At 60.0% G+C, this 26,416-nt stretch carries 15 protein-coding genes; 7 read left to right on the top strand and 8 right to left on the bottom strand.

Annotation, left to right across the window (positions count from 1 at the left end; translation table 11 throughout):
• Position 1 precedes the first annotated feature (1 nt).
• Positions 2-1,381 (top strand): amidohydrolase family protein, encoded by a 1,380-nt coding sequence (locus tag G6Q29_RS13950; protein ID WP_165466090.1) that lies wholly within the window; start codon positions 2-4, stop codon positions 1,379-1,381.
• A gap of 177 nt (positions 1,382-1,558) precedes the next feature.
• On the opposite strand, the gene G6Q29_RS13945 is transcribed toward G6Q29_RS13950, so the two are convergent.
• Positions 1,559-2,479, bottom strand: coding sequence for a LysR substrate-binding domain-containing protein (locus tag G6Q29_RS13945; protein ID WP_165466089.1), 921 nt, complete (start codon positions 2,477-2,479; stop codon positions 1,559-1,561).
• Positions 2,480-2,695: 216 nt separating this feature from the next.
• On the opposite strand from G6Q29_RS13945, the gene G6Q29_RS13940 reads away from it, so the two are divergent.
• From G6Q29_RS13940 to G6Q29_RS13925, 4 genes are read left to right on the top strand one after another with little or no spacing between them, the layout of a single operon-like run.
• Positions 2,696-4,027 carry an MFS transporter gene (locus tag G6Q29_RS13940; RefSeq protein ID WP_165466088.1) on the top strand — a complete coding sequence of 444 codons (1,332 nt, stop codon included), beginning with the start codon at positions 2,696-2,698 and terminating at the stop codon, positions 4,025-4,027.
• 32 nt (positions 4,028-4,059) lie between these two features.
• On the top strand, positions 4,060-4,809 hold the full coding sequence (locus G6Q29_RS13935) for an SDR family NAD(P)-dependent oxidoreductase (protein WP_165466087.1): 750 nt from the start codon (positions 4,060-4,062) through the stop codon (positions 4,807-4,809).
• Between the two features lie 11 nt (positions 4,810-4,820).
• Entirely contained in the window at positions 4,821-5,666 is an 846-nt protein-coding gene (locus G6Q29_RS13930; RefSeq protein WP_165466086.1) for a transketolase, read from the top strand.
• Positions 5,666-6,664 (top strand): transketolase family protein, encoded by a 999-nt coding sequence (locus tag G6Q29_RS13925; RefSeq protein ID WP_165466085.1) that lies wholly within the window; start codon positions 5,666-5,668, stop codon positions 6,662-6,664. Before G6Q29_RS13930 ends, G6Q29_RS13925 begins: the two co-directional genes overlap by 1 nt.
• 108 nt (positions 6,665-6,772) lie before the next feature.
• On the opposite strand, the gene G6Q29_RS13920 is transcribed toward G6Q29_RS13925, so the two are convergent.
• The gene (locus tag G6Q29_RS13920; protein ID WP_165466084.1) at positions 6,773-7,375 is read right to left on the bottom strand and encodes a short chain dehydrogenase; all 603 of its coding nucleotides are present in this window, start codon (positions 7,373-7,375) and stop codon (positions 6,773-6,775) included.
• 97 nt (positions 7,376-7,472) lie between these two features.
• Here G6Q29_RS13920 and G6Q29_RS13915 point away from each other — a divergent pair, with 97 nt between their 5' ends.
• Together G6Q29_RS13915 and G6Q29_RS13910 are read left to right on the top strand one after the other, a co-directional pair.
• Positions 7,473-8,360, top strand: a complete 888-nt coding sequence (locus tag G6Q29_RS13915; protein ID WP_165466083.1) for a LysR substrate-binding domain-containing protein — start codon at positions 7,473-7,475, stop codon at positions 8,358-8,360.
• Between the two features lie 20 nt (positions 8,361-8,380).
• Positions 8,381-9,562 (top strand): PLP-dependent aminotransferase family protein, encoded by a 1,182-nt coding sequence (locus G6Q29_RS13910; protein WP_165466082.1) that lies wholly within the window; start codon positions 8,381-8,383, stop codon positions 9,560-9,562.
• A gap of 26 nt (positions 9,563-9,588) precedes the next feature.
• Here the strand turns inward: G6Q29_RS13910 and G6Q29_RS13905 are convergent, their stop codons facing one another.
• From G6Q29_RS13905 to G6Q29_RS13880, 6 genes are all read right to left on the bottom strand, one after another.
• Positions 9,589-9,954 carry a HigA family addiction module antitoxin gene (locus tag G6Q29_RS13905; protein ID WP_165466081.1) on the bottom strand — a complete coding sequence of 122 codons (366 nt, stop codon included), beginning with the start codon at positions 9,952-9,954 and terminating at the stop codon, positions 9,589-9,591.
• A gap of 10 nt (positions 9,955-9,964) precedes the next feature.
• Positions 9,965-10,264 carry a type II toxin-antitoxin system RelE/ParE family toxin gene (locus G6Q29_RS13900; protein WP_165466080.1) on the bottom strand — a complete coding sequence of 100 codons (300 nt, stop codon included), beginning with the start codon at positions 10,262-10,264 and terminating at the stop codon, positions 9,965-9,967.
• Positions 10,265-10,514: 250 nt separating this feature from the next.
• Entirely contained in the window at positions 10,515-11,714 is a 1,200-nt protein-coding gene (locus G6Q29_RS13895) for an HlyD family efflux transporter periplasmic adaptor subunit (RefSeq protein WP_165466079.1), read from the bottom strand.
• On the bottom strand, positions 11,695-13,887 hold the full coding sequence (locus G6Q29_RS13890) for a type I secretion system permease/ATPase (protein WP_165466078.1): 2,193 nt from the start codon (positions 13,885-13,887) through the stop codon (positions 11,695-11,697). Before G6Q29_RS13890 ends, G6Q29_RS13895 begins: the two co-directional genes overlap by 20 nt.
• Positions 13,884-15,287 (bottom strand): TolC family outer membrane protein, encoded by a 1,404-nt coding sequence (locus G6Q29_RS13885; protein WP_165466077.1) that lies wholly within the window; start codon positions 15,285-15,287, stop codon positions 13,884-13,886. Before G6Q29_RS13885 ends, G6Q29_RS13890 begins: the two co-directional genes overlap by 4 nt.
• Positions 15,288-15,369: 82 nt before the next feature.
• On the bottom strand, positions 15,370-26,416 hold an 11,047-nt coding region (locus tag G6Q29_RS13880; protein ID WP_165470169.1), incomplete at its 5' end, for a BapA/Bap/LapF family large adhesin.

Here is a 26,416-nt window from a genome sequence, read left to right as displayed (position 1 = left end):
GATGAGTGAAAATAAAAGCCGCCGCGAGTTTATCAGCCAGAGCGGCAAAATGGTTACCGCCTGCGCGCTGTTTGGCGCCACCGGCTCCGTCGCGTATGCTGCCGACTCTGCAAAGGCAACCTGCGAGACGGGTAAACCGATGAACATCACCGCAAAGCATTACTATCTCGACAACGTGCTGCTCGAAGCCGGGTTTAACTTCGACGGCAGCGTGGCGACAAGTACCCGCACCGAGCTGAAAACGCTGGAAATCAAAGACGGGAAAATCGTCGCCCTGCGCGACAACAACAGCCACGCCGATGCGACCCTGCCGCATTTCGATGCGGGCAAAAAGCTGATGCTCCCGGCGATGCGCGACATGCACATCCATCTGGATAAAACCTTTTACGGCGGCCCGTGGCGCTCCCTGAACCGCCCGGCGGGCACCACCATTCAGGATATGATCCGCCTTGAGCAAAAGCTGTTGCCGGAATTACAACCTTACACGCAAGAACGCGCAGAAAAGCTGATCGACCTGATTCAGTCGAAAGGCTCCACCATCGCCCGCAGCCACTGCAATATTGAGCCGGTTTCCGGCCTGAAAAACCTGGAAAATTTGCAGGCGGTACTGGCGCGCCGTAAGCCTGGTTTTGACTGCGAAATCGTTGCCTTCCCGCAGCACGGCCTGCTGCTGTCTGGTTCTGAAAAGCTGATGCGCGAGGCGATGCAGGCTGGCGCGCACTACGTAGGCGGGCTGGACCCGACCAACGTTGACGGTGCAATGGAAAAATCCCTCGACACGATGTTCCAGATTGCGCTGGATTACGACAAAGGGGTGGACATTCACCTGCACGAAACCAGCCCGGCGGGCGTAGCGGCGGTAAATTACATGGTGGAAACCGTGGAGAAAACCCCGGCGCTGAAGGGCAAGCTGACCATCAGCCACGCCTTCGCGCTGGCGACACTCAACGAACAGCAGGTGGATGAGATCGCCACCCGCATGGCGGCGCAGCAGGTGACGATTGCCTCCACCGTGCCGATTGGCACCCTGCATATGCCGCTGAAGCTACTCCGTGAAAAGGGCGTATTTGTGATGACGGGGACCGACAGCGTGATCGACCACTGGTCTCCGTACGGTCTCGGAGACATGCTGGAAAAAGCCAATCTTTACGCGCAGCTGTACATTCGCCCGAACGAGCAGACGCTGTCGCGCTCGCTCGGCATCGCCACCGGCGATGTGCTGCCGCTGAACGATAAAGGTGAACGCGTGTGGCCGAAAGCGCAGGACGACGCCAGCTTTGTGCTGGTGGACGCCTCCTGTTCCGCCGAGGCCGTGGCGCGCATCTCTCCGCGTACCGCGACCTTCCACAAGGGCAACCTCGTCTGGGGTACGGTGGGCTGAGGGAACCCCACAAAATAATACCTGCACGGACACCCCCCCTCTCCCTTGAGGGAGAGGGCTGGGGTGAGGAGGAACATACGGCTGAAGTGGTCATTCCGTTCACGTTATGTTCCTTGCTACTCTGTAAGGACATGACCTGTGAAGGTGCCAGGGCGGCTCAATCGCCGCCGCACGGTGCTACAGGTGATATCCCGACAATCGCAGCTCTCTGTCAATCCAATCGACAAACTGCTGGATCTTCCAGGTGCGCTCGTTCATATGCGGCATCACCAGATGGTGCGCGTTAATGGCGATCCCCATCTCATCCGGCAGTACCTGCACCAGCGACCCCTCCTTCAGGTGATCGGTCGCCATCATTTTGCTCTCCAGAATAAACCCCAGCCCCATGCGCGCCGCTTCAAAGCTCATATAGGAGCGATCGAAACTGAGGCTGAAGTTAAGCCAGGGCCTGTCGATATTGTGCCAGGCAAACCATTTTTCCCAGTTCACCAGAGTGCTGGTTGAAGATATGAGCGACTGTTGCAGCAGATCGGCTGGCGTGCTGATGGGGTGTTTTTCCAGATAGGATGGCGAGGCCAATACTATCAGCGTGTCATTTTTAATAGTCATTACCCGGTAAGCATCCCAGTCCGGGATGCCGTGGCGGATATCAATATCAATATTGTCTCTGGCGAATTGCAGGTTTTCATACGAGCAGGTGAGATTGATGGTGATATCGGGATATTCGGCGCGAAACTTGCCCAGACGGCGCAACAGCCATGACAGGCCGAAGGTGGGCGAGGAGTGCACGCGAAGGACGGCATTCTCTTTCTCTTTGATAATCTGATCGGTGGCCCGCCCGATAGCGCTCATCGCCGCTGAAACTTCCCGCAGATACTTCTCTCCCGTCGGGGTAAGTTGAACGCCCTTACCGCTGCGGATGAAGAGTTTTTTGCCCATCCACGATTCCAGCGACGCGATCTGATGACTCACCGCGGAGGCGGTCACGTTAAGCTGCTCTGCCGCCTGATGGATGCTTAAGGCGTTAGCAACGGCGATAAACGCCTGCAAATTCCTGAGCGAGGGCAGCGATAACGTCTGGCGATCCTGCGCGGACATAGCTTACTCCTTTCGGGTTTATTGATAAAAAACATACCATTGAGATTACGTGGGGGCAATTTTATCCCGATGTTATTTTTTTGAACTCCATCGCGAATCAAATTTATCTCAGCAATAAATGAGCTTTATTGCATGGTGTTTCATTTATGAGCCGATATATTGAGGTTGAACGCAAAATAAAAAACGACTCACGGTGTTCGAATAATGAGGTAAGTTATGTCTCGTATAGAACAAGCTGTCCCCTACATAAAGACGAAAAAAACCTATTACCGTTTCGTTGTGCTGGCATTAATTTTTATTGTGTATGCCATTAACTATGCCGACAGAACAAATATTGGCGCGGTACTTCCGTTTATCATTGACGAATTTCATATCAATAATTTCGAAGCCGGTGCGATAGCCAGCATGTTTTTTTTGGGATACGCCCTGAGCCAAATTCCGGCGGGCTTTTTTATCGCAAGAAAAGGCATACGCGGCATGGTGGCGCTGTCGATATTCGGCTTCTCCGCATTTACCTGGCTGATGGGCACTGCGACCTCCGTTTTGGGTCTGAAGTTTATCCGCCTGGGGCTGGGGTTAACGGAGGGGCCATGCCCCGTCGGGCTGGCCTCCACCATCAATAACTGGTTTCCGCCAAAGGAGAAAGCCACGGCCACCGGCGTCTACATTGCCGCCACCATGTTTGCGCCGATCCTCGTGCCGCCGCTGGCGGTGTGGATCGCCATGACCTGGGGCTGGCGCTGGGTCTTCTTCTCCTTTGCGATCCCCGGGCTGGTCATTGCTGTTCTGTGGTACCTGCTGGTGCGCACAAAACCGTCCGAGAGCGCATTCGTCTCCAGAGCCGAGCTGGAAACCATTTCTGCCGGTCAGGAGACGCCGGACGCCAGACGGGAAAATATCGTCATTTCACCGCGATTTGCGCGCCTTGACCGACTGATCCGCGTGCGGGATTTAGCCCCGGTCAGCACGGTGAAAGGTCTGTTCACCTCGAAGAATATTCTCGGTGACTGTCTGGCCTATTTCATGATGGTGAGCGTGCTTTACGGCCTGTTGACGTGGATCCCGCTCTATCTGGTGAAAGAGAAAGGCTTTACGTTTATGAGCATGGGGCTGGTCGCCAGCATGCCGTGTATCGGTGGATTTATCGGTGCAATTTTCGGCGGCTACGTTTCCGACAGGCTGCTCGGCCGCCGGCGCAAACCGACCATGATGTTTACCGCTATCAGCACCGTGTTGATGATGCTCATTATGCTCAATATTCCGCAAAGTACCGTTGCGGTTTGCCTGGGGCTGTTTTTTGTCGGCCTCTGTCTGAATATCGGCTGGCCTGCATTTACCGCCTACGGCATGGCGGTTGCAGACAGTAAAACCTACCCCATTGCCGCCTCCATTATTAATAGCGGCGGTAATCTTGGCGGATTTGTTTCCCCCATGCTGGCAGGCTATCTGCTGGATAAAACCGGCAGCTTTAATTCTGTGTTTATTTATTTCGGTATTTGCGCGGCTATTGGCTTAATGATGATTATGCTGCTGGAAGAGCCGAAATAATAAAATTCCTCTTGTAAGAATGGAGTAAATATATGCTACTGAAAGATAAAGTCGCCGTTATTACTGGCGCGGCTTCCGTACGTGGTTTGGGCTTCGCCACGGCCAAATTATACGCTGAGCAGGGCGCGAAGGTGGTGATTATCGATTTAGATGCCGAATCCAGCCGGGCCGCGGCGGCGAGCCTGGGCGAGGATCATCTGGGTCTTGCAGCGAACGTCAGCAATGAACTACAGGTGAATGCTGCTATCGAGCAGGTGCTCGGACTATACGGGCGCATCGATATTCTGGTGAATAACGCCGGCATTACGCAGCCGATCAGGCTAATGGAGATTAAACGCGAGAACTACGATGCGGTGCTGGACGTGAGCCTGCGCGGCACGTTGCTGATGTCCCAGGCGGTGATCCCCACTATGCGCGCGCAGAAGTCGGGCAGCATCGTCTGCATTTCTTCGGTGTCCGCCCAGCGCGGCGGCGGCATCTTTGGCGGCCCCCACTACAGCGCCGCAAAAGCGGGCGTGCTGGGCCTGGCGAAAGCGATGGCCCGCGAGCTGGGGCCGGATAACGTGCGGGTGAACTGCATCACGCCGGGCCTTATCCAGACGGACATCACCGCCGGCAAGCTGAGCGATGAGATGAAAACCTCCATCCTGGCAGGCATTCCGCTTAATCGCCTTGGCGACGCGCAGGATATTGCCCGCGCCGCGCTGTTCCTCGGCAGCGATCTTTCGTCTTACTCCACCGGTATCACGCTCGACGTGAACGGTGGCATGCTGATCCATTAAGGAGCCCGAAGATGACGGATACCACAGTTCAACAGGTTGCCGCGGCGGCCTGGCGCATTCGCCGCTACGCCCTGCGAATGGGTGAAGTGCAGGGGCAGGGCTACATCGGGCAGGCGCTGGGCTATGCCGACGTGCTGGCCACCGCGTTTGCCCACGGGATGAACCTCAAACCGGGCGAGCCGGAGTGGGAAGCGCGCGACCGTTTTCTGCTCTCCCACGGCCATTACGCCATTGCCTGCTATGCGGCGCTGATTGAAGCGGGGATCGTTCCTGAGGAGGAGCTGGAGACCTACGGTGCGGACGACAGCCGCCTGCCGATGTCCGGCATGGCAACCTACACGCCGGGCATGGAGATCTCCGGCGGTTCGCTGGGGCAGGGTTTAAGCATTGGGGTCGGCATGGCGCTGGGGCTGAAGCGCAAGCAGAGCACGGCGTGGGTTGTCAACTCAATGTCGGACGGCGAACTGGATGAAGGTTCAACCTGGGAGGCGGCGATGTCGGCTGCGCACCATGGGCTGTCGAACCTGATCGTGCTGGTGGATATTAACCGCCAGCAGGCGGACGGTAATTCGCACACGATCCTCGGCTTTGAGCCGCTGGAGGATAAATGGACCTCCTTCGGCTGGTACGTGCAGCGCGTAAACGGCAACGATGTTTCTGCGGTGGTGACGGCGTTTGATAACGCCAAACGCTATCCGGAAAACCAGCCGCGCGTGATTTTGTGCGACACGCTGATGGGCAAGGGCGTGCCGTTCCTCGAACAGCGTGACAAGAACCATTTTATTCGCGTGGATGCTGACGAGTGGCAAAAGGCGCTCGCTGTGCTGGACGCGAACAAACCTGAAGGAGTGCTGTAATGAGCCAGACCACGGAGAAAAAACCGCGTTTAACCACGTCGGCCATGATTGCCTCTATCGCGGAAGAGGGCCAGGCGACGCGCGCCGCACCGTTCGGCCACGCGCTGGTTAAGCTGGCGGAACAGCGTCCGGAGGTTGTCGGCATGACGGCGGATCTGTCGAAGTACACCGATCTGCATATCTTTGCCCAGGCGTACCCGGAACGTTTCTTCCAGATGGGCATGGCGGAGCAGCTGTTGATGGGGGCCGCGGGCGGCATGGCAAAAGAGGGCTTTATTCCTTTCGCCACTACCTATGCCGTCTTCGCTACCCGCCGCGCCTACGATTTTATCCATCAGGTGATTGCTGAGGAGCATCTCAACGTGAAGATCTGCGCGGCGCTGCCGGGGCTTACCACCGGCTACGGGCCGAGCCACCAGGCAACGGAAGATATTGCCATTATGCGCGGTATTCCGGGGATGACGATTATCGATCCCTGTGATGCGATAGACACCGAACAGGCGGTACCGGCGATGGCTGCGCACGATGGCCCGGTCTATATGCGCCTGCTGCGCGGCAAGGTGCCGGTGGTGCTGGACCAGTACGACTACCGGTTCAGGATTGGCAAAGCCGCGCTGCTGGAGGAGGGGAGCGACGTTCTGATTATCGCCTCAGGGCTGATGACCATGCGTGCGCTGGAGGCGGCGAAACAACTGCGTAAAGATAACATCAGCGTGGCGGTGCTGCACTCGCCCACCATTAAGCCGCTTGACGAAAAGACGATCCTGGCGCAGGCCGCGAAGCCGGGACGGCTGGTGATTGTGGCGGAAAACCACAGCAGCGTGGGCGGGCTGTGTGAAACCGTCGCGTCGCTATTAATGCGCAACCGCGTGAACGTGGAATTCGATACCGTCGCACTGCCGGACGCATTCCTTGACGCAGGCGCGCTGCCCACCCTGCACGACCGCTACGGGATTTCGACCACCGCCATGGTGGAGAAAATCCGGCGCAGGCTCTGATTTATCAGACGGATACGTTGTCAACGGGCGAGGCCTGCTTGAGGCCTGGCCCGCGCTGGCCGAAGAAGCACAGCGCCCGATGCGGGTGCTGATCGCCGCCCGTAAGGCTCAGTAACCTACCTTAAACACCCGCCCGCTCTGCACCCCTTCCACGCTGCGGCGGTAGGCCTGCGCCACGGTCGCGGCGGGAACGCTTTCAAAGCCAGGGAAGAACCCGTCATACGCTTCGGCGGATTCCGTCAGCACCGTTGGGCTGATCAGGTTGATGCGGATCCCGCGCGGCAGTTCACACGCTGCCGCGCGGACAAACCCTTCCAGCGCGGCATTGACCGTGGTGGCATTCACCCCCTGCGCAATAGGCTCGTGCGCCACAATGCCGCTTATCAGCGTAATCGAGCCGCCTTCATTCAGGTAGTGCTGTCCGGTCAGCGCCAGGCGCACCTGCCCCAGCAGCTTATCCTGCAAGCCCTGGTTAAAGTCGCTGTCCTTCATGGTCGCGAGCGGGCCGAAGTGCAGCCCACCGCTGGCGGAGACGATTGCATCCACCGGGCCGATTTTTTCAAACAGTGCCTGGACGCTCGCCTGTGAGGTGATATCCACCTGATGGTCGCCCTGCGTGCGACCCACGCGGATCACCTCGTGGCGACGACTCAGCTCTTCTGTGACTGCACGACCGACCGTACCGCTGGCACCAATAATGACGATTTTCATAGCCGACTCCTTATGTTGTGAGCCTTCATTCTTTAATAAATAAAAAGTCAGATAAACTGGGCTAACGTTAAAGGATTACTAACCAGAGGTTCGGAATATGGATAAGCTTCGCGGCATGGAGACGTTCATTGCGGTTGTGGAAAGCGGCAGCTTTACCGGCGCGGCTGCCCGGCTGGAGATGTCGGCGGTGATGGTCGGGAAGTATATCGCGCTGCTGGAATCGCAGCTCGGCACGCGGCTGCTGGAGCGCAATACCCGTCGCCAGAGCCTGACGGATGCCGGACGCGTTTATTTCGAAGAGGCCAGGCGCGTGCTGGAGCAGGTTTCGATTGCTGAAAACGCGGTTGAACGTCTGCGCGCCACGCCCGCCGGCACTCTGCGCGTGACGGCGCCCACCTCGTTTGGCGGCTGCGTTATCGCGCCTCTGACGGCCACGTTTTTGCAGCGTTACCCGGAAGTGCGCATCGAACTGGATCTCACCAACCGAATGGTGGATCTGGTAGAGGAAGGGGTCGATCTGGCCATACGCATCGGTGAGATCCGTCATGAGGATCTGGTGGCGAAATACCTGTGCCCCTACAACATGGTGATCTGCGCCGCGCCGGATTATCTGGCGCGATACGGCACGCCGCAGTCGCCTGCCGATCTGGTGGATCATCTGTGCCTGTCGCACACGGTATGGACCGCGCGTAACGAGTGGCGGCTGCCGGGCGTGGAAGGGGAGGTGCGCTGGAAGCGTGATGCCGTCTTACGATGCAATGACGGCTACGGCTTACGCATGGCGGCGCGAGCCGGGGCGGGACTCCTGCTGCAACCGGAAGTGCTGGTGGCGGAAGAGCTGGCGAGCGGCAGGCTGATACGGGTGCTGGAGCCGTTCACCCCCGCACCCAGACCGGTGCATTTGTTGTGGCGTCAGGATTTGCGTCCGCTTCCTAAGCTAACGGAATTTATTGCTCATATTCTGCTAAGATTGGGCACAATATAAAAAAAGAAGGTAAGCAAAAAATGTCTGCAAACAAACTCGCCAGCAGCGCGCAGGGTCTGCAATCCTCTGCCATTCGTGAATTATTAAAACATAGCAAAATGGCAGGCGTGATTTCGCTGGGCGGGGGTATTCCTAATCCCGAGCTGTTCGATCACGAAGGGCTTAAAATTGCCGCCGATGCCGTCTTATCGCAGCATTTCGGCGAAGCGTTCCAGTACGGCCTGACGGAAGGCGTGCCGGGGCTGCGCGAAGCGATCCAACGCATCTGTGAGGGGCGCGGCATCGCCTGTAAAGCTGATGATGTGGTGGTGACGTCCGGTTCACAACAGTCTCTCGACGTGCTGGCGCGGGCATTAATTAACCCGGGCGATACGGTCGTTGTCGAGCGTCCAACCTACCTCGCCGCGTTGCAGGTCTTTGGTCTGGCGCAGGCGAATTTTGAATCCGTCGGCACCGACGGCGACGGCATGAAGGTCGATGAACTTGAAGCGCTGGTGGCAACAAAAGCCATCAAAGCGGTTTATATCGTGCCAACCTTTGGTAACCCCGGCGGCGTGACGCTTTCCGAAGCGCGCCGTAAACAGCTGGTGGAACTCTCGAAGCGCTATGATTTCGTGATTATCGAAGACGACCCGTACAGCGAAATTAACTACACCGACGACGTTTTCCGTCCGCTGATTGCCCATGCCAAAGATATCGGCAATGAAGAGAACGTGGTGTATACCTCCACCTTCTCTAAAATCCTCGCGCCGGGAACCCGCGTGGGCTGGGTGCTGGTCCCCGAGTGGCTGAAGCGCGCGGTGGTGAACCTCAAGCAAACCACCGATCTGCATACCAGCACGCTGTCGCAGCTGATGACGTACGAGTATCTGAAAACCGGCCGTCTGGCAGGGCAGATTAAGATGATCCGCGAAGCCTATCGCCAGAAATACCAGACGTTCGCAACTGAGCTGGAGGCCGAACTGGGCGATGTGATGTCGTTCCACAAGCCGAAGGGCGGCATGTTCCTGTGGGCGAAAATGAACAACGGCATGAACACCACCCGCTGGCTGGAAAAAACGTTGAGCAACGGCGTGGTGTTTGTACCGGGTGAGTTTTTCTACTGCAACGAACCGGACCAGACCACGCTGCGTATGTCATTCGTGACCCCAACGGATGAGCAGCTTAAAGAGGCGGTACGACGCCTCAAAATTTCCCTGTAACAGGATGCGCATAATGGCAGATGCCGTTATGCGCTGTTCCCGTGCGGGGTAACGTCTGGCTTGCCGGATTTTCGCTTCGCCATGACTTCCGCAACGGTTTTTATCCGGCTTAACTCCTCCTGCGTGCGGGAGTTAGATTGCGCTTCCCAGATATCAACGTTTAGCTGTAAGTTCAGCCAAAATTCAATAGTGGTATTAAGGGCTTTTGCCAGTTTGATCGCCATATCGGCAGTAAGTTTGCGATTGTTATTGACCAACGCGCTTACGGTATTGCGGTGTACATTTAGCATCTCTGCCAGATCGTTGATTTTCAGATTGAGCGGTTCGAGATACTCATACTGCAACACCTCGCCCGGCGTGGTGGGTTTGCGGAGTGCCTGTTGAAGTGTCATAGGTGATGCCTCACTTGTGTTGCGTGTACTTGTGTGGAGAGAGATAGAGATCGTCTGCTTTTCCCTCTGACCAGCGAAATACAAGCCTGTAGTGTCTGTTTACCCGGATAGAGGAATATCCCTTCAACGGAGGACGCAATGCTTCATACATATTGCCCGGTGGCGATCGTAAATCCAGGTGCGACATGGCCGCATTGAGGATGTCGAGCTTTCTTGCAAGCGCTGTTTCCAGATTCAAAGGAATAACATTGCTCGATCTCCCGTAGAGAAAAAAATCCTCAAGCCATTGATCCCGAAAATGATTAATCATAATGCTGGTAAGCTCCAGTCCTTGAAGCTGAGTGGATAGTAATGCACTCCTGCACTGTGCGCAAGTGCGTTTTGTCTGCGAGCCATATTACCCTGGTCATGGCTGAAGGGAAGTGTGATTCATGACTAAAGGTTAATTCTTCGAGGCGGATTCCACGTCTTGCGTGCGGATTAATGCCCGGCGGCGCTGCGCTTGCGCGGGCCTGCGAGAATGTAGGCCGGGTAAGGCGCAGCCGCCACCCGGCGTTTGACTATCGCTCCCTCAGCGCCTCCTTCGCCCGGTTAAACGGTTTGATCAGGTAATCCAGCACCGTTTTCTCTCCGGTCTTAATATCCACCGTCGCAATCATTCCCGGCACAATTGAGAAGTGCCTGCCCGCCTTATTCACCAGATAATCCTGGCTGGTGCGGATAAACACCCGGTAATAGAACACCTCCGGCTTCGCTTCGTCCTGAATGGTGTCCGGCGAAATGGTCTCCACCACCCCGTGCAGCCCACCGTAAATCGCGTAATCGTAGGCAGTGATTTTCACCAGCGCCTCCTGATTAGGATGGATAAAGGCGATATCCCGCGGCGAGAGGCGGGTTTCAATCAGCAGATGATCGTCCACCGGCACAATTTCCATCAGCTCGCCGTTGGGCGGGATCACACCGCCAATCGTCGTCACTTTGATGTTTTTCACGATCCCGCGCACCGGAGACTTCACCGTCAGACGGGTAACGGAATCCTCGCGGCCTTTCAGGATCGCTGACACCATATCCACCTCGGCGTTGGCCTTCGACAGCGCTTCACGGGCCTGCACGTAATACTGGGAACGTACGTCGGTGAGCTTCAGCTCCAGGTCGCTTTTCTGCCGTTGCAGGCGCAGCACTTCCACGTGGCTGGCAGCCCCGGTTTTCACCAGCCTCTGGGTGATCGCCAGCTCTTTGTTCGCGAGATCTAATGCGGCGCGTAACTCCCGCTGGGTATCCTCCAGCTGGGCGCGGCGCGAGTTGTAGAGCCGCGTTTCAGCGGCGGTCAGGTCGGTCCATTTCGCCAGTGACGGCGGGAATTTGAGCGGCAGATCGTTCACCTCGGCATACAGACGCGCGCTGGAGGCCAGCGACGCGCGGTAACGCGCCGCGCTTTCGCCGACGTTGGATTCCGAGCGGGTAGGATCAAGCCGCGCCAGCACCTGTCCGGCCTGCACCTGATCCCCTTCGTGCACGTTTAGCTCGGTGAGGATCCCCCCATCCAGCGACTGCAACACCTGCTCGCGCGAGCTGGGGATTACTTTCCCGGTTCCGGTTGAGACTTCGTCCAGCACTCCGAACCACGCCCAGATGCCGAGCACCACAAACATCAACAGGGAAAAGAACACAATGCGCCGGGCGCCGGTATAACCGCTTTCGGAGTCGAGGGCGTTATCCAGATCTTCTACTGCGGCAACGTCACGCTGACTGATTTTCATTTTTCCACTCCCGTCCGGTTGCCTGCTGCTGTTGCTGCATACGGCTGTTGTTCAGCGCCTGGGCTTTTGGCGCGTCCATGACCAGCATGCCATCTTTAAGCACCACCACGCGCTCCACCAGCTCCAGCACCGGCACGCGGTGGGTAGCAACCACCAGCGTGCGGTTGCCAAGCCACGCCCCGAGACGTTGAATAAATTCGCGCTCGGTATGCTCATCAAGGGAAGCGGTCGGTTCGTCCATCAGCACGATATTCGGGTCGCGCAGCAGCATCCGGGCCAGCAGAATAGACTGCCGCTGCCCGCCGGAAAGCCCGACGCCGTTCTCCATAATCGGGTAATCCAGCCCCTTCGGCAGCTTCTGCACGAAGCTGGCCGCGCCGCACATCTCCAGCACCTCGACGATCTCTTCATCGGTGGCGCGCGGCATGCCGAGCGTGATGTTCTCGCGCAGGGTGCCGTAAAACAGCCGGGCGTTCTGGGTCATAAAGCCGACGTTTCGCCGCACGTCAGCCACGTCCAGATGCGGCAGGCTGAGGTTATCGAGCCGTAGCTCACCGCCCGCCAGATCCATCCCGCCCGCCATCGCCTGCAACAGGGTTGACTTGCCCGCGCCGTTGCGCCCGAGGATCGCCACTTTCTCGCCCGCTTTGATCTCCAGACGGTTAATGCGCAGCGCCATGCGCGGATCTTCCGGGTGATAGCGGAACTGGGCCTGCTCGAACAGGTAATGTCCGCGCAGCACGTCCTGGCGGATCGGCGTCTCTTCGCGCTGATTCTCGGTCGGCAGCTGCATAATACTGTCCAGCCCCTCTTTGGCCGCCTTAACCTGCTGCCAGCGGGCCAGCACGCCGCACAGCGTCGCCATTGGGGCGATCATTCGGGAGGCAAGCATCGAGGCGGCCACCACTGAACCGGTAGTTAAGGTGCCGTCGATCACCATCGGTGCGCCCACCACGATCACCCCGGCGTAGACCAGGCTCTGAATCGTCATCCCCCAGCTGATCAGGTTCTGGGTCAGCTCGCGGGTGCGCAGGCCGGATTCGGCGGTGATCTGGATATAGCTGTTCCACTGCTGCAAAAAGCGGTTCTCCGCCTGCATCAGCTTAATGTCCTCCAGCCCCTGCACGCTCTCCACCAGCACCGCGTTGCGCAGGGTGGATTCATGCGCCGACTGCTTCGCCAGTTCCGCCAGCTTTTTTTGCAGCAGCAGGCCAGGCAGAACCATGATCACTGCCGCCACCGGAGCGATCCACGCCAGCTGCGGGGCGATGATCGCCAGCACAATCACAAACAGGATAAAGAACGGCAGATCGACGATGGTGGAAATGGTAGAGGAGGTGACCATCTCGCGGATCTGCTCCAGCTCGCGCAGCTGGGAGATAAAGCTGCCGGTGGATCGCGGAATGGCGCTGTGGCGCAGCCGCAGCGCGTGGCCAAATACCCGATCCGAGACGCGCAGATCCGAGCGTTTACCCAGCAGATCCATAATGTGTCCGCGCGCCACGCGCAGCACAAAGCCAAACAGCGTGGCGATCAGCACCCCAATGGTCAGCACGTAGAGCGTCGGATAGGACTGAGCGGGGATCACCCGGTCATACACCTGCATGGAAAAGACGATGCCGGAAAGGGAGAGCACGTTGATAAACAGCGCGGCCAACATGACCCAGCTGTAAGGGCGCAGGTCGCGCATCACCAGCCGGTAGAGCCAGTCCGGGCGATATTTTGAGATATAGGCATCCACGCGGCTGTCCTTCAGCGCCGCCAGCGGACGCAGGGCAATGACGTGGCGGATGGCGGGCAGCATCGCGTTCATCGACAGGCGGTTGGTGTGCGTGTTGTCGTCGAAAAAGCTGACCTCCAGCGTATCCTCACCGTCGAAATTGTCGATGACGCCGATTTTGCCGTCGTTCAGCTCCACCACCACCGGCAGACGCCAGCTGTTGATGGACTGCTGATCGGCCGTCAGCAGCTGGAAAGTCAGCCCGGCTTCACGGGCGAGCTGGGTAAGCGCGGGCACCATCGGTTTGCCTTTCAGCCACGGCGCGCCCGCGACGAGCGAGCCTGGCGAGCAGGCAACGCGATAGCGCGTCGCCACGTAGCCAAACGCCTGCGCCCACTGCTCCAGCGCCTCATCCGTCATGTTTTCACCCTGCGGGATATCGCGTTGCTTCATGGCTGGATCTCCACGGTCTGGATGGTGCGGTTTTCAAGATCGAACGCGTGACGCAGGCGCCCGGTTTGGTAGAGGCAATTCAGCTGAAGCTGATGCAGCTGTCCGGCGGTTTGCTGCTGGGTAAAGCGCGCCTGATATACCTCCTGCTCGGCGTTAAGGACGTCGAGCAGCGGGCGGGAACCGAGATCGAGATACTGCTGCTGATACAGTTCGCGGGTGCGGGCGCTGAGCGCTTCCTGACGGCCCTGGATCTGAAGCGTGCTCATCAGGCTCATCACCTGGCTGCGCGCCTCCAGCAGCTTTTGCCGCACCTCAAGACGGGTGCGCTGAATGGTGGACTGGGCGGATTCCACCGCGTGTCCGGCGGCGTTACGCCGGGCGGTGAGGCCGCCGCCCTGATAGAGCGGCATCTGCACCTTTACCCACGCGGAGTACTGGGTGCGGTCCCGCGTTTCGTTGCCGGCGTAGCGGTCGTTCAGATAGTGGCGAACCTCCGGCTCCAGCGAGACGGTCGGGGTCATTTGCGCGTTGGCGTAGTCAAGGTTAGCCTGCGCGACGTTGGCCTGCGCCCAGGCGGCTAACACCGAGGGCACCAGACGATCGTCCGGCTCGGCGATGTCGCAGCTGCGGGCCAGGCTTTGCGGAAAGTCATTGCTGACCGCGTTCAGGCTGTCCCAGCCCAGCAGGCTCATCAGCGTAGCGCGCGAGCTGTCGAGGCTGGCCTGATACTGCATCAGCTGCGCGCGCGCCCCTTCGATACGGGCGTCGGTCTGCACCACGTCAGAGAGCGACGTGGCGCCTTCATCATTACGTTGTTTCGTCAGCGAGCCGATGGAGGTCAGGGCATCCAGCTGTTCTTTGGCCGTCTCGACCATCTGCTGCCAGGTTTGCACCTGTACCATGGCGATGGCGGTATCGTGGGCGATGGTGTCGATGCTTACCAGCACGTTGGCCTGCTGCTGGGCGACGCCCGCGTTTTCAGCGCGCACCTGGCTGGCGACTTTGCCAAAGTCATAGAGCATCTGCGAAAGGGAAAGTACCAGCGAGGGGGTAAAGCCGTTATCGTCGCCGTCGTGGGTATAGCCGTTATCCATGCCAGCGTTGATTTGTGGGTAATATTTCGATTTGGCGACGTCCACGTTTTCACTCTGCTGATAGAGTTTGCCGACGGCTTCACTGATGGCCGGGTGCCAGGTCACGGCGCGGTTAACGGCTTCAGCCAGCTGAAGCGTGCCGGGGGCAGCCTTGCCGGCAACGGGCGCCACGCGACCGTTTAACGAGGGGAGTTCCTGCGTTTCGCGTAATTGTCCGGTATTAATCATCGCCGCAGGGTTTGCCGCGATAGCGGGCACAGATATCAGGCAGCACGAAAGCCACCAGTAAGGCATCTTCTTTCCCATGTCTTGTCCCTAATAAAAAAGTACTGCTTTTTTGTTTATGCCCGGGCGCTGTCCGCGCCCGGGTCATTTCTTGCAGGTGCTATCAGGTAATGATGTGTTGCTGGTTTACAAGCTCGTCGTAGGTGGTCTGAACATTGTCCAGCGTAACGAGCGTAGATTTAGTGTAGGCGGCTCCCGTGCCGTCACGGTCGATGGAGATCACAGTATTGTTACCGCTTTGTGAAACAGAGACATAGTTCCCCAGCGTCGACGCGCTACCGTTCCACCCCACCAACAGATCGCCAATGTCGATCTTGTCTCCCTGTGCCAGAGAGAAGTTCGTCCAGTGGTCGCCCGTACTGTTACCTGCGGTGGCGTTACCCGCCGTATTGTTCAACACCTGATAAATCAGCGTGTCGCCGTAGGCCGTGCCGCTAATCACGTCGTTATGCTCCGAACTGACAAATTTCGGCGCCATGTCAATGGTCAGCGACGCGGTATCTTTCACACCGTTGGCATCGGTCAGGGTGTAGTTAAAGACCTCCTTGCTGGTAATGGTAGAGAGCGAGATCCCCGGGTTGAGGGTATAGGTGTAACTGCCGTCAGCGGCAATCGCCAGCGTCCCGTAGTGGCCCGTGATGTTTGACACCGTGCTGCCGGAGTACGGATCGAGCGTGGTGGTAACGCCGTCGTAGCCGGTAATGCTCACGCGGGTATCAACCGAGTGGAGCTGGTCCATCGCCCCTGCGGAGTTGGTGCCGTCGAAGATATTGCCGTCAACGGTGTGGGTCCCCGTCGCGTCGAATTGCGACAGCGAGTAGCTGGTGCCGGTCACGCTTGGGGTGATGGTGATATTTCCTACCCCCAATGGCCCCATTCTGCCGGTATAGCTCAGCGTATAGGTTCCCGCCTCCAGATCGAGACCCGTCAGGTTGATGGTCGCCGTGCCGCCCAGCAGTAACCCACCGTTAAACGAGCCGGTTCTGACGGTAGTTGCGCCGTTGGACAGCGTCCAGTCCACCGTTAACCCGGTAAGCGTCAGCAGCGAGGCGACGTTAAACGACAGAACCACGTTATGCAGCGCGGTATTAGGATCCACCACGAAGGTCCCGCTCCCGCTGCCCTGGGTTGAGGCAAGCAGCGCGGCGTTCCAGCTCGCCGACCCGACCGTCGTATCGGAATAGGCGGCCGTATGGTGAACCGACGTTACGTCCATCGCGGTGCTGACATCGTTTACCGCATCCATTGGCCGTGCGGTTGGGGTGATGTTCAGCGATGCCGTGTCTTTCGAGCCGTCAGGCGCGGTGATGGTGTAGACGAAGGTATCCGGCGTGCTGATATGGTCCGCGCCGACCCCGCTGTCCAGGGTGTAGGTGTACTCCCCGGCTGCGTTGATCCGCAGCGTACCGTACTCACCGGCGATCTCCGTCAGGCCGCTGCTGTTCACCGCCACGCCGTTAACGTCTGAAACCACGGTGCCCGCTGGCGCAATATCATCTGACAGCACATCCCCGGTGGTGCTCTCGCTCACGCTTGCCACGCTGTAGACGTGATCCTGCAAGACGTTCAGCGTGTAGGCCGTCAGCGCGGTGATCCCCGCCGCCGTATTGAGCAGGAACAGGTACTCGCCGGCAGGCAGATTCAGCGTCAGCTGCGGCGAGGTGCCCCCCAGCAGCGGCGCGCGCAGCCAGCCTGGTTCAACGCGCATCTGCTCGAAGGTCTGCGTCGCATTGTTGAATTTATAGATGTAGAGGTCGAATACCGAGGCCAGCGCCACGCCGCCTACGGACGCCTGAACGGTCATGGTGCGGGTGGTACCTTCTTCCACGTTATAGATGATCGGGTTGGCCAGATCGTCAAGGAGGTTCAGCCCCAGCGTATTGCCAAGGTTGATCCCCACCAGGGTAAAGCCGCCCTGCGACGAGGTGCCGTTGTTGATCGCCTCCACGGTAGTATCGAAGGTCAGCGAGGCGGTATCGTCAACGGCCACAATACCGCTGCTGCTGGTGCCTTCGCCCAGCGACAGGACCAGATTTGCCGAGGCGCTGGTGCCGTTGTGGGTGATGGTGTAGGTGAAGCTCTCCGTGCGGCCAATGACGGCGGCGCTGGTGTTGGTCAGGTTATAGGTATAGCTGCCGTCCAGGTTGATGGTCAGCGTGCCGTACTGCCCCTGAATCACCGTGCCGTCAGCCGTGACGCTGGTGGTGGTGCCCTGGGCGTTAGTGACCGCGGTGACGGTGGTGCCCGCCGGGGCATTGTCGCTGCCTGCGGTAGGATCCACGTCGGTGATGACGTTTCCGACCACGTTGGTTTCGCCGGACACGGTGCCTGCGCTGGTCTCTCTAACCGCCACATCGAGGCTGGTGTAAGAGCCGGTTGCCAGCAGGTTCGTGTTGTAGCTCAGGACGCGATACTGACCATCCGCCAGACCGGTCAGGTTCAGCGACACCCCCGTCGCGCCGAGGGTCAGCAGGTCAGCGAACTGCGGCTGTCCGGTATCGACCACGGTGGTCCACGTATTATTGGCGGCGTCAAAGCGTTGTACCACAAGCTCAAGGGTATTGAGCAGTGAAAGTACGGCACCCGTGGCGTTGGCGTTCACGACAATATCTGCACTGCCGCCGCTGCCGACGGTGAAGCCCACCTGCGCGGCGTCGTCGCCGAGCAGGGTCAGCACGTTACCCACCGCACCCACCAGCAGGAAACCATAGTCGCTGTACTGCGAGTTGGTCACCGTTGCGGTGGTCGTTAGCGCCAGCTCTTCAACGTTGGTGCTGGCAGAGAGCGGCACCACCGGCGCAAGGGCTGAACCCGGCAACGAGACGTTGCCTGCCGCATCGGTGGCAGTGATTTGCAGCGTCTGACCCTCCGTCTGTTTATTGAGGAAGGTGTAGCTCCAGGATCCGTTGCTGTCTGCCGTGGCGGTGACCGTTGAGTTGTCCACCAGACGGATGGTAACGGTACTGCCCGCTTCGGCGCTACCGGTCAGTACGCTGCCGTCTGCGTTGAAGGTCCCGGCAGGAGCCGTTGGCGCAGTGAGATCCACGATGACGGTGGTCGACGTGGAAATCGGGCTGGTGCCCGAGCCGTTGCTCGCCGTGGCGGTGAAGGCATGCGGCCCTTCGCTTAGCACCGGCGTGGTGAAGCTCCAGTTGCCGCTGGCATTCGCGGTGACCGTGCCCATCGACACCCCGTTGTTATACAGGGTGATGGTCGCGTTTGGCTGCGCCGTGCCGGTCAGGGTTGGCGTGGTGTCATCGGTGGTTTTCCCGTTGGTCAGGTTACCCGTCACCGTCCCAACGTTATCGTCGATGGTGGTGATAACCGGCGCGTTCGGGATCGTCGTGATCGGGGCAATAACGGAAGTGGTGATACCCGCATTACCGGCCTTATCGGTAGCAAAGACAATCAGTGACTCTCCGCCCGTCTGTGGAGGGGTGAGGGTGGCGCTGAAGTTTCCACTGCCATCCGCAACGGCCGTTCCAAGAACGGTTCCGGTGCTTGAGGTGATGGTGACGGTACTTCCCGCTTCCGCCGTACCGGTAACCTGCGTTCCGTTGGTGATCACCGCCAGCCCGGTTGGGGCTGGCGGCGGCGTCAGGTCCACGTTGATGGTGATAATTGGCGATGGCGCGCTGGTATTGCCCGCGGCGTCGGTGGCGGTGGCGGTGAAGTTATGCGGGCCTTCCGTCAGCGTGGTGCTGGTTTGCGGCAGCGTCCAGTTGCCGTTGGCATCGGCAGTGACGGTTCCCACCAGCGTCGTGCCGTCGTAAATACGTACGGTGGCATTGGCTTCCGCCGTGCCGTTTAAGGTCGGGCGCGTGTCGTTGGTTGGGTTGGTACCGGTGACTGGGCCGGTGACGGTCCCCACATCATCCACAATCGAGGTGATTGCCGGTGCGACAGGGGCGGTGGCATCCACGTTGATGGTGTAACCGCCGGTCTGCGCGCTGGCGTTACCCACGGCGTCGGTAGCGGAGAAGGTCAGATTATGCGATCCGTCAGCCAGCGGCGTGGACGGCGTAAAGCTCCACGCGCCGCCGGTAGCCACAACGGTGCCAATCTGTACGCCATTATCAAAGATGGTTACCGTCGCGCCAGCCTCTGCCGTACCGGTGAGCGTTGGTCGGGCATCATTGGTTAATCCGCCGTCGGCGACAGGCGTCGCAGCATTACCGACGTCGTCGGTGATGCTGGTCAGCACCGGCAGCGCTGGCGGCGTGGTATCAATGGTCAGGCTGAAGTCGCCGGACGGCGCGCTGGTGTTGCCCGCCTGATCGGTTGCTTCTGCGGTAAAGGTGTGCGGTCCGGTGCCCAGCGGAACGGTGATATCGATGGTCCAGTTGCCGTTGGCATCGGCGGTTCCGGTGCCCACCAGCGTAGTGCCCTCGTAGATATTCACGGTGGCCAGCGGCTCGCTGGTCCCCACCAGACGCGGGAGAGGATCGTTGGTGGTCTGGCCGGAGCCAATCGCCCCGGTGATGGTGCCAACATCGTCAATCGCTTGGGTGATAACCGGCGCGGCAGGCACAGTTGTATCCACAACCAGCGTGAAGCCCGGTGAAGCAGGGCTGACGTTGCCCGCGGCGTCGGTTGCCGTGGCGGTCCAGGTGTGGCTGCCGTTTGCCAGCGTGCCGGTGGTGAAGCTCCATACGCCGTTGGCATCAGCCACGGCGGTGCCTACCTGCCGACCATTCTCATAGATGGTGATGGTCGCGTTGGCTGCCGCGGTGCCGTTCAGCGTAGGCGTGGTGTCGTCTGTGCTTTGTCCCGAGGCGACCGGGCCAAGTACGGTACCCACATTATCGGTGGCTGGCGTAAAGATCGGCGCAACGGGCACCGACGTATCCACCGTCAGGTTGAACGGTGGTGAGGTGTCCCCGGTATTGCCTGCGGCATCGGTGGCGTTGAAGGTAATGGTATGCGGCCCTTCACCCAGCGCAGTGGTCGGCGTGAAGGTCCAGTTACCCTGGGCGTTGACGACTGCCGTGCCAATTTCCACATCATCGACAATAACGTGTACCGTTGCGCCCACTTCCCCCGTACCGTTGAAGGTTGGACGGGTATCGTTCGTGGCGCCGTTGCTGGCAATGGTTCCCGTTCCCGGGCCCACATCGTCTATCACCGTAGTCACTACCGGGGCCGCAGGGCCAGCGGTATCCACCGTAAAGGCGAATACTGGCGAGTTGGCGGAAACGTTTCCAACGTCATCGCTGGCGTTGACGCGCAGGTTATAGATCCCGTCCGTCAGGATCGGATCCGGCGTAAAGGTCCAGTTACCGCTGCCGTCGACCGTGGTAGTACCAATCTCCACGCCGTTATTCAGCACGTGAATGGTGGTGCCCGCCTGGCCGGTGCCGCTCAGGGTTGGCGTGGTGTCATTGGTGACCTGCCCGGCGGTAAGCGGGCCGGTGATCCCTCCCGGAGCGTTGTCGCTGACCGTATCGATCGTCGGCACCTGTGGCGCAGTCAGATCGATATTGACGCTCCAGACGCCGGACGGCTGGCTGACGTTACCCAGCGGATCGGTCGCTCTGACGGTAAAGTCATGCGTCCCTTCGCCGAGGGCGGTTTCAGGGGTAAATGTCCAGGCGCCGGTGCCGTCTGCTGCCACGCTACCAATCTGCGTGGCGCCATCAAAAATGGCGACGACGCTGTTCGGCTCGGCGGTACCGGTCAGGGTTGGCGTGGTGTCGTTGGTTGGATCGCCGCTTGGGACAGGCGTTGCAGCATTGCCTGCGTTGTCCGTCACGCTGGTAATCACCGGCGTGGTAGAGACGGTATCGACCACAATGGTGATCCCGGCCGACGGGGTGCTCTCATTGCCTGCCGGGTCGGTGGCGGTCACCGTCAGGGTGTGGCTGCCGTCGTCCAGCGCAGGCGGCGTGTAGCTCCAGGTGCCTGTCGGACCGACAACAACGGTGCCCAGCGGATCGCCGTTATTGTACACCGTAATGGTGTCCCCGGCCGTGCCTGTCCCGGTCAGGGTAGGACGGTTGTCGTTAGTGCTCTGACCGTCTGCGATTGGGCCAATGACCGGGCCCACGTCATCGGTCACCGCACCGATGGCTGGCGCTGTCGGGGCGGTGAGGTCGACGGTGACGGTCGCGATCGGCGACTGCCCGCTGGTCTCGCCGGTGGCGATATTCGTGGCGGTCACGGCGAAGGTGTGTGGCCCTTCCGTCAGCGGCAGCAGCGGCGTGTAGCTCCAGTTGCCGTTATCATCCGCAACAACGTTCGTCAGCGGAACCAGCACCCCATCCTGATAAATGGCGATCACGCTGCCCGGATCGGCGGTGCCGGTAAGGGTAGGCGTGACGTCATTGGTGGTTTTATCTTTCACATCGCCAGTGACGGGATCGGCGTCATCGTTGATCGCCGTAATTACCGGTACCGCAGGCAGCTCGAGCGGAGAGTCCGGCACGTCAAAGGTGGTTGACGGGCTGGCATTGCCTGCGGGGTCAGTGGCGATCAGCGTCAGCGTCGCGGCATCCAACTGGGCCGGGGAGAGGGCAATGGAGAAGGTGCCTCCCGTCGCGACCCCGGTCCCGATGACATTGCCGCTGGCATCGCGAACCGTCACGGTGGTTCCGTCATCTGCCGTACCGGTCAGCGGGGTGCCCTCCGCGGCGATGTCGATATTGGTTGGCGTTGCAGGCGGCAGGGTATCCACCGTCACGCTGAGATCGCCGGAGCTGGCGGAGGTATTCCCCGCCGCGTCACTCGCGGTAACCGAGAAGGTATGCGGCCCCTCGGTGAGCGCAGGGTCGGCTGTCCAGGACCATGTCCCGTTCGGCTGAACCTCCACGACCACCGGCGAGGCGACGCCATCAACAGAAACGGTTACGCTCGAACCCGGCTCGCCAATCCCGGTGAGGGTTGGCGTACCGTCGCGGGTGTAAAGCACGCTGTTGGTCAGCTGGCTGTCAGAGACGGCGTCAATTTGAGGTACGGTTGGTGCCTGCGTATCAACTTCCACCGTAAAGACCGGGCTTACCGGGCTAACGTTCCCGGCCTCGTCCACCGCCGCGACGGTGATGTTCAGTGGGCCGTCGGTTTGCGTCGGCAGGGTGAAGGACCATTCACCGTTGACGACCTCAACGCTACCCACTACCACGCCGTTGTTGTAGATGATCACCGTCTCGCCGGTTGTGCCAGTTCCGCCGACGCCTGGTGTAGAGTTGTTGGTGGACTCGCCATTCTGCACGCCACCAACGGCACCGATAACCGGGGTATCAGGGGCGAGGGTGTCGACCGTTATCGAAATCCCCGTGGATGGCACAGATTCGTTGCCGGCTTCATCGGTGGCGGTCGCCGTGTATAGGTGCGTCCCTTCGCCAATGTTGTTCTCAGGACGCCAGCTCCAGTTACCGTTACCGTCCACCGTAACGCTGCCCACGGCCTGCGGCTCGCCTGTACCCACCTGGTCATAGAGGGTGATGACGTCATTCGGCGTACCGGTGCCACTCAGGACCGGACGCGGATCGTTTGTGGATTCACCATCCAGCACAGGGCCGGTGATCTGGCTTACGCTGTCCGTTACCGTCGGCGTTCCCGGTTGGGCAGGCGCGTCGGTATCAATGGTAATGGTCACCGGCGTGGACGGCGCGCTTTCGTTCCCGGCGCTGTCCTGGTTAGTGACCGTCAGGGAGAGATCGTAGGTGCCGTCAGGGAGTGGATCATCTGGCGTCCAGCTCCAGTTACCGTCGCCATCGATCTCGGCTTCACCAATTTTAGTAGCGCCATCGTAAATGTTCACGATATCCCCCGGCGTGCCCGAGCCGCTCAGGGTTGGCGTGGTATCCCGGGTGGTCTCCCCAGGGTTCAGGGCTGTCCCCGGCGTGCCGCCGTCCGGGTTGACGGTGATCTCAGGAATATCCGGCGTTGCAGGCGCGGTCGTGTCGATCGTCAGTTCAAACGGCGGTGAGATAGTGGTGTTACCGGCATCGTCCGTCGCGTGGACCGTCAGTGAATGCGGGCCTTCCGTCAGCGGCGTGGTTGGCGTAAAGCTCCAGCCGCCGTTACCGTCCAGCACGGCCGTGCCGAGCAGGGTGGTTCCGTCATAGATAGTGATGGTGGTGCCTTCCGGTGCGGTTCCCTGCAACTGCGGCAGCGTGTCGTCAGTGGTGTCTCCGCTGTTTAGCGGAAGCTGCACAGGGCCAATGTTATCGGAGACAGTGTCAAGGGTGGCCGCGGGGGGCGGGGTGGTATCGACGATAAAGGTAAAGCCAGCTGATGGTGCGCTGGCGTTACCGGCTGCATCACTCGCGACGACGGTGAACGTATGCTGCCCGTTCACCAGTGGGGTGGTGGGCGTGAAGGTCCATGCGCCACCGCTGTTTACAACGGCAGTACCAATATCCTGTCCGTCAAGGCGGATCGTCACGGTGGAGCCCGGCTCGCCGGTACCGTTCAGCGTCGGGAGCGTGTCGTTGGTCGTTTCATTGGAGTCGAGCGCACCCGTGCGGCCAGGCACGTCATCAATGACCTGCGTAATGGCCGGTGCGCCCGGCGCGGCGGTATCCACCGTGATGCTCCAGGGGTTGGATGTCCCGCTGAGGTTATTGTTGGCATCAACCGCCGTCGCCGTCAGCACGTGCCCGCCGTCCGGTAGCGCGGTTTCCAGCGTGATGGACCACTGGCCGTTTGCCGACACGACGGCGGTGCCAATTTCGGTAGTACCGCTGTAGAGGGTGATGGTGGTGCCTGGCTCGCCCGTTCCGTTGATGGTTGGCGTGCTGTCGTTGGTAAGACCGTTCTGGCTGACTGGCCCGGTGACGCCAGGCGCATCATCCACTACGCCCGTGATGACCGGGGTTTGTGCCGCGGTGATGTCCGGTGCGTCAAACGGCGCTGTTGGTCCGGTGTTTCCGGCGGTATCAGTGGCATCGGCGGTCAGGGCTTCGCCGTTGGCTTTCGGCGGGATCAGGTCAACGCTGAAGTTACCCTGATCGTCGGCGACCGCTTCCCCGACCTTCACGCCATTTTCGCGGATGGTGACGGTGCTGCCCGGCTCGGCAGTGCCGGTTACCGTCGTACCGTCGGCAGAGATCACCACATTCTCCGGTGCCAGCGGGGGCGTACTGTCTGGCGCGTCGGCAAAGCCAGACGGACTGGTGTTGCCGCTGCCGTCGGTGGCTGTCACTTCAAGGGCTTCGCCGTTGGTCTGGGCTGGCGAAATCGGTATGGTAAAGGTGCCGTCCGGACCGGCGGTGGCCTGGCCGATGATCGTACCGTCCGGCGCTTTAATGATAATCGTGCTATTTGGCTCGGCGGTACCGCTGACGCTTGCCCCGTCGTCCGCCACCACCAGGTTGCCCGGTACGGCAGGCGGGGTGATATCCGCTGCGTTAACCAGCGCCGGTGAACTCTGGTTGCCTGCGGCATCGGAGGCGACCACGGAGATGATCTCGCCATTGATTTGCGCAGGGTTCAGGTTGGCGACATAGTTGCCATTGCTGTCGGCAGTGGCTGTGCCGATTTGCAGCCCGGCATTGTTGGTGATGACAATGTTACTGCCCGGTTCGGCGGTACCGACGATCTGGGTGCCTGTGGAATTGAGCGTCGCAACCGGCATCGCCGGCGGAGTAAGATCAACGGTAAAGTTGATCGGCTGAGACAGGCCGCTCTGGTTGCCCGCCGCATCGGTTTCCCGCAGGGTAATAGAGTGTGCGCCTTCTGCCAGCGGAGCTGTCGGCGTGATGCTCCAGGTGCCGTTCGGCAGAACGGTGGTAGTGCCGATAACAATGCCGTTATCGTAAACCGTGATCGTGCTGCCCGGTTCGCCTCTGCCCGTCAGGCGCGGCTCTGAGGCATCGGTAAACTGTCCGGCACCGATCGGCCCTTTCAGTCCGCCCGTATCGTCGTTAATGATGAATCCTGAAGGCGTTTGCGGCGCGGTGACATCTACCGTTACGGTAAAGACCGGCGAGGCCGGGCCGGTGTTACCGGCGACGTCGGTGGCGCGCACGGTAAGCTGGTGGCTGCCTTCGCTCAGGTTCACCGACGGTGTAAAGCTCCAGCTACCGTTACTGCCCACAACCGCTGTGCCAATGGCAATGCCATTATCATAGATCGTGACCGTCGATCCCGCTTCCGCCGTGCCGGTGAGCTGTGGCCGCGGATCGTTGGTGCTGCTTCCACTCCCGAGCGTGCCGGTGCCAGGCGCAACATCATCGGTGATGCTGACGATCGCTGGCGCGCCAGGCGCGACGGTATCGACCACGAAGGACACCGCCGCGGACGCCGGACTGATATTGCCTGCGGCATCGGTCGCGGTGGTAGTAATGGCGTGATTGCCTTCAGACAGGTTGGTCGACGGGGTAAAGCTCCATTTGCCGGTGGCATCGGCTGTGGCGGTGCCAATCGGTTTCCCGTTGTCATAGAAGGTAATGACGGTGCCAGCTTCACTGATGCCGCTGAACGTCGGACGGGCATCGTCCGTGCGTTGGCCGTTGCTCAGTGGGCCTGTTTCGGTGCCCACGTTGTCATTGACGGTGACAATCGCGGGGGCATCCGGCGCGGTGAGATCCGGTGCCGTGACCTGACCGCCCTGGCTGGTATTGCCGGACGGATCGGTGGCGGTGGCGGTGATCTGTTCCCCGTTGGTGAGTGGCGTACCGAGATCGATCGTGAATTTCCCGTCGCTGCCCGTCTTGCCCGTTCCGATGGTGTTGCCGTCGGCATCCTTCAGGGTAACGGTGCTGCCCGGCTCAGCCGTCCCGGTTACGGTTTTGCCGTCAGGCGAGACCGCCAGATTGGCGGGGGCATCCGGCGCGGTGAGATCCGGTGCCGTGATCTGACCGCCCTGGCTGGTATTGCCGGCCGGATCGGTGGCGGTGGCGGTGATCTGTTCCCCATTGGTGAGTGGCGTACCGAGATCGATCGTGAATTTCCCGTCGCTGCCCGCCTTGCCCGTTCCGATGGTGTTGCCGTCGGCATCCTTCAGGGTAACGGTGCTGCCCGGCTCAGCCGTCCCGGTCACGGTTTTGCCGTCAGGCGAGACCGCCAGATTGGCGGGAGCATCCGGCGCGGTGAGATCCGGTGCCGTAACCTGACCGCCCTGGCTGGTATTGCCGGACGGATCGGTGGCGGTGGCGGTGATCTGTTCCCCGTTGGTGAGTGGCGTACCGAGATCGATCGTAAATTTC

It is taken from the genome of Enterobacter cloacae, assembly GCF_011078175.1.
Lineage (GTDB): Bacteria > Pseudomonadota > Gammaproteobacteria > Enterobacterales > Enterobacteriaceae > Enterobacter > Enterobacter cloacae_Q.
This window is presented reverse-complemented; position numbering and strand designations above follow the sequence as displayed.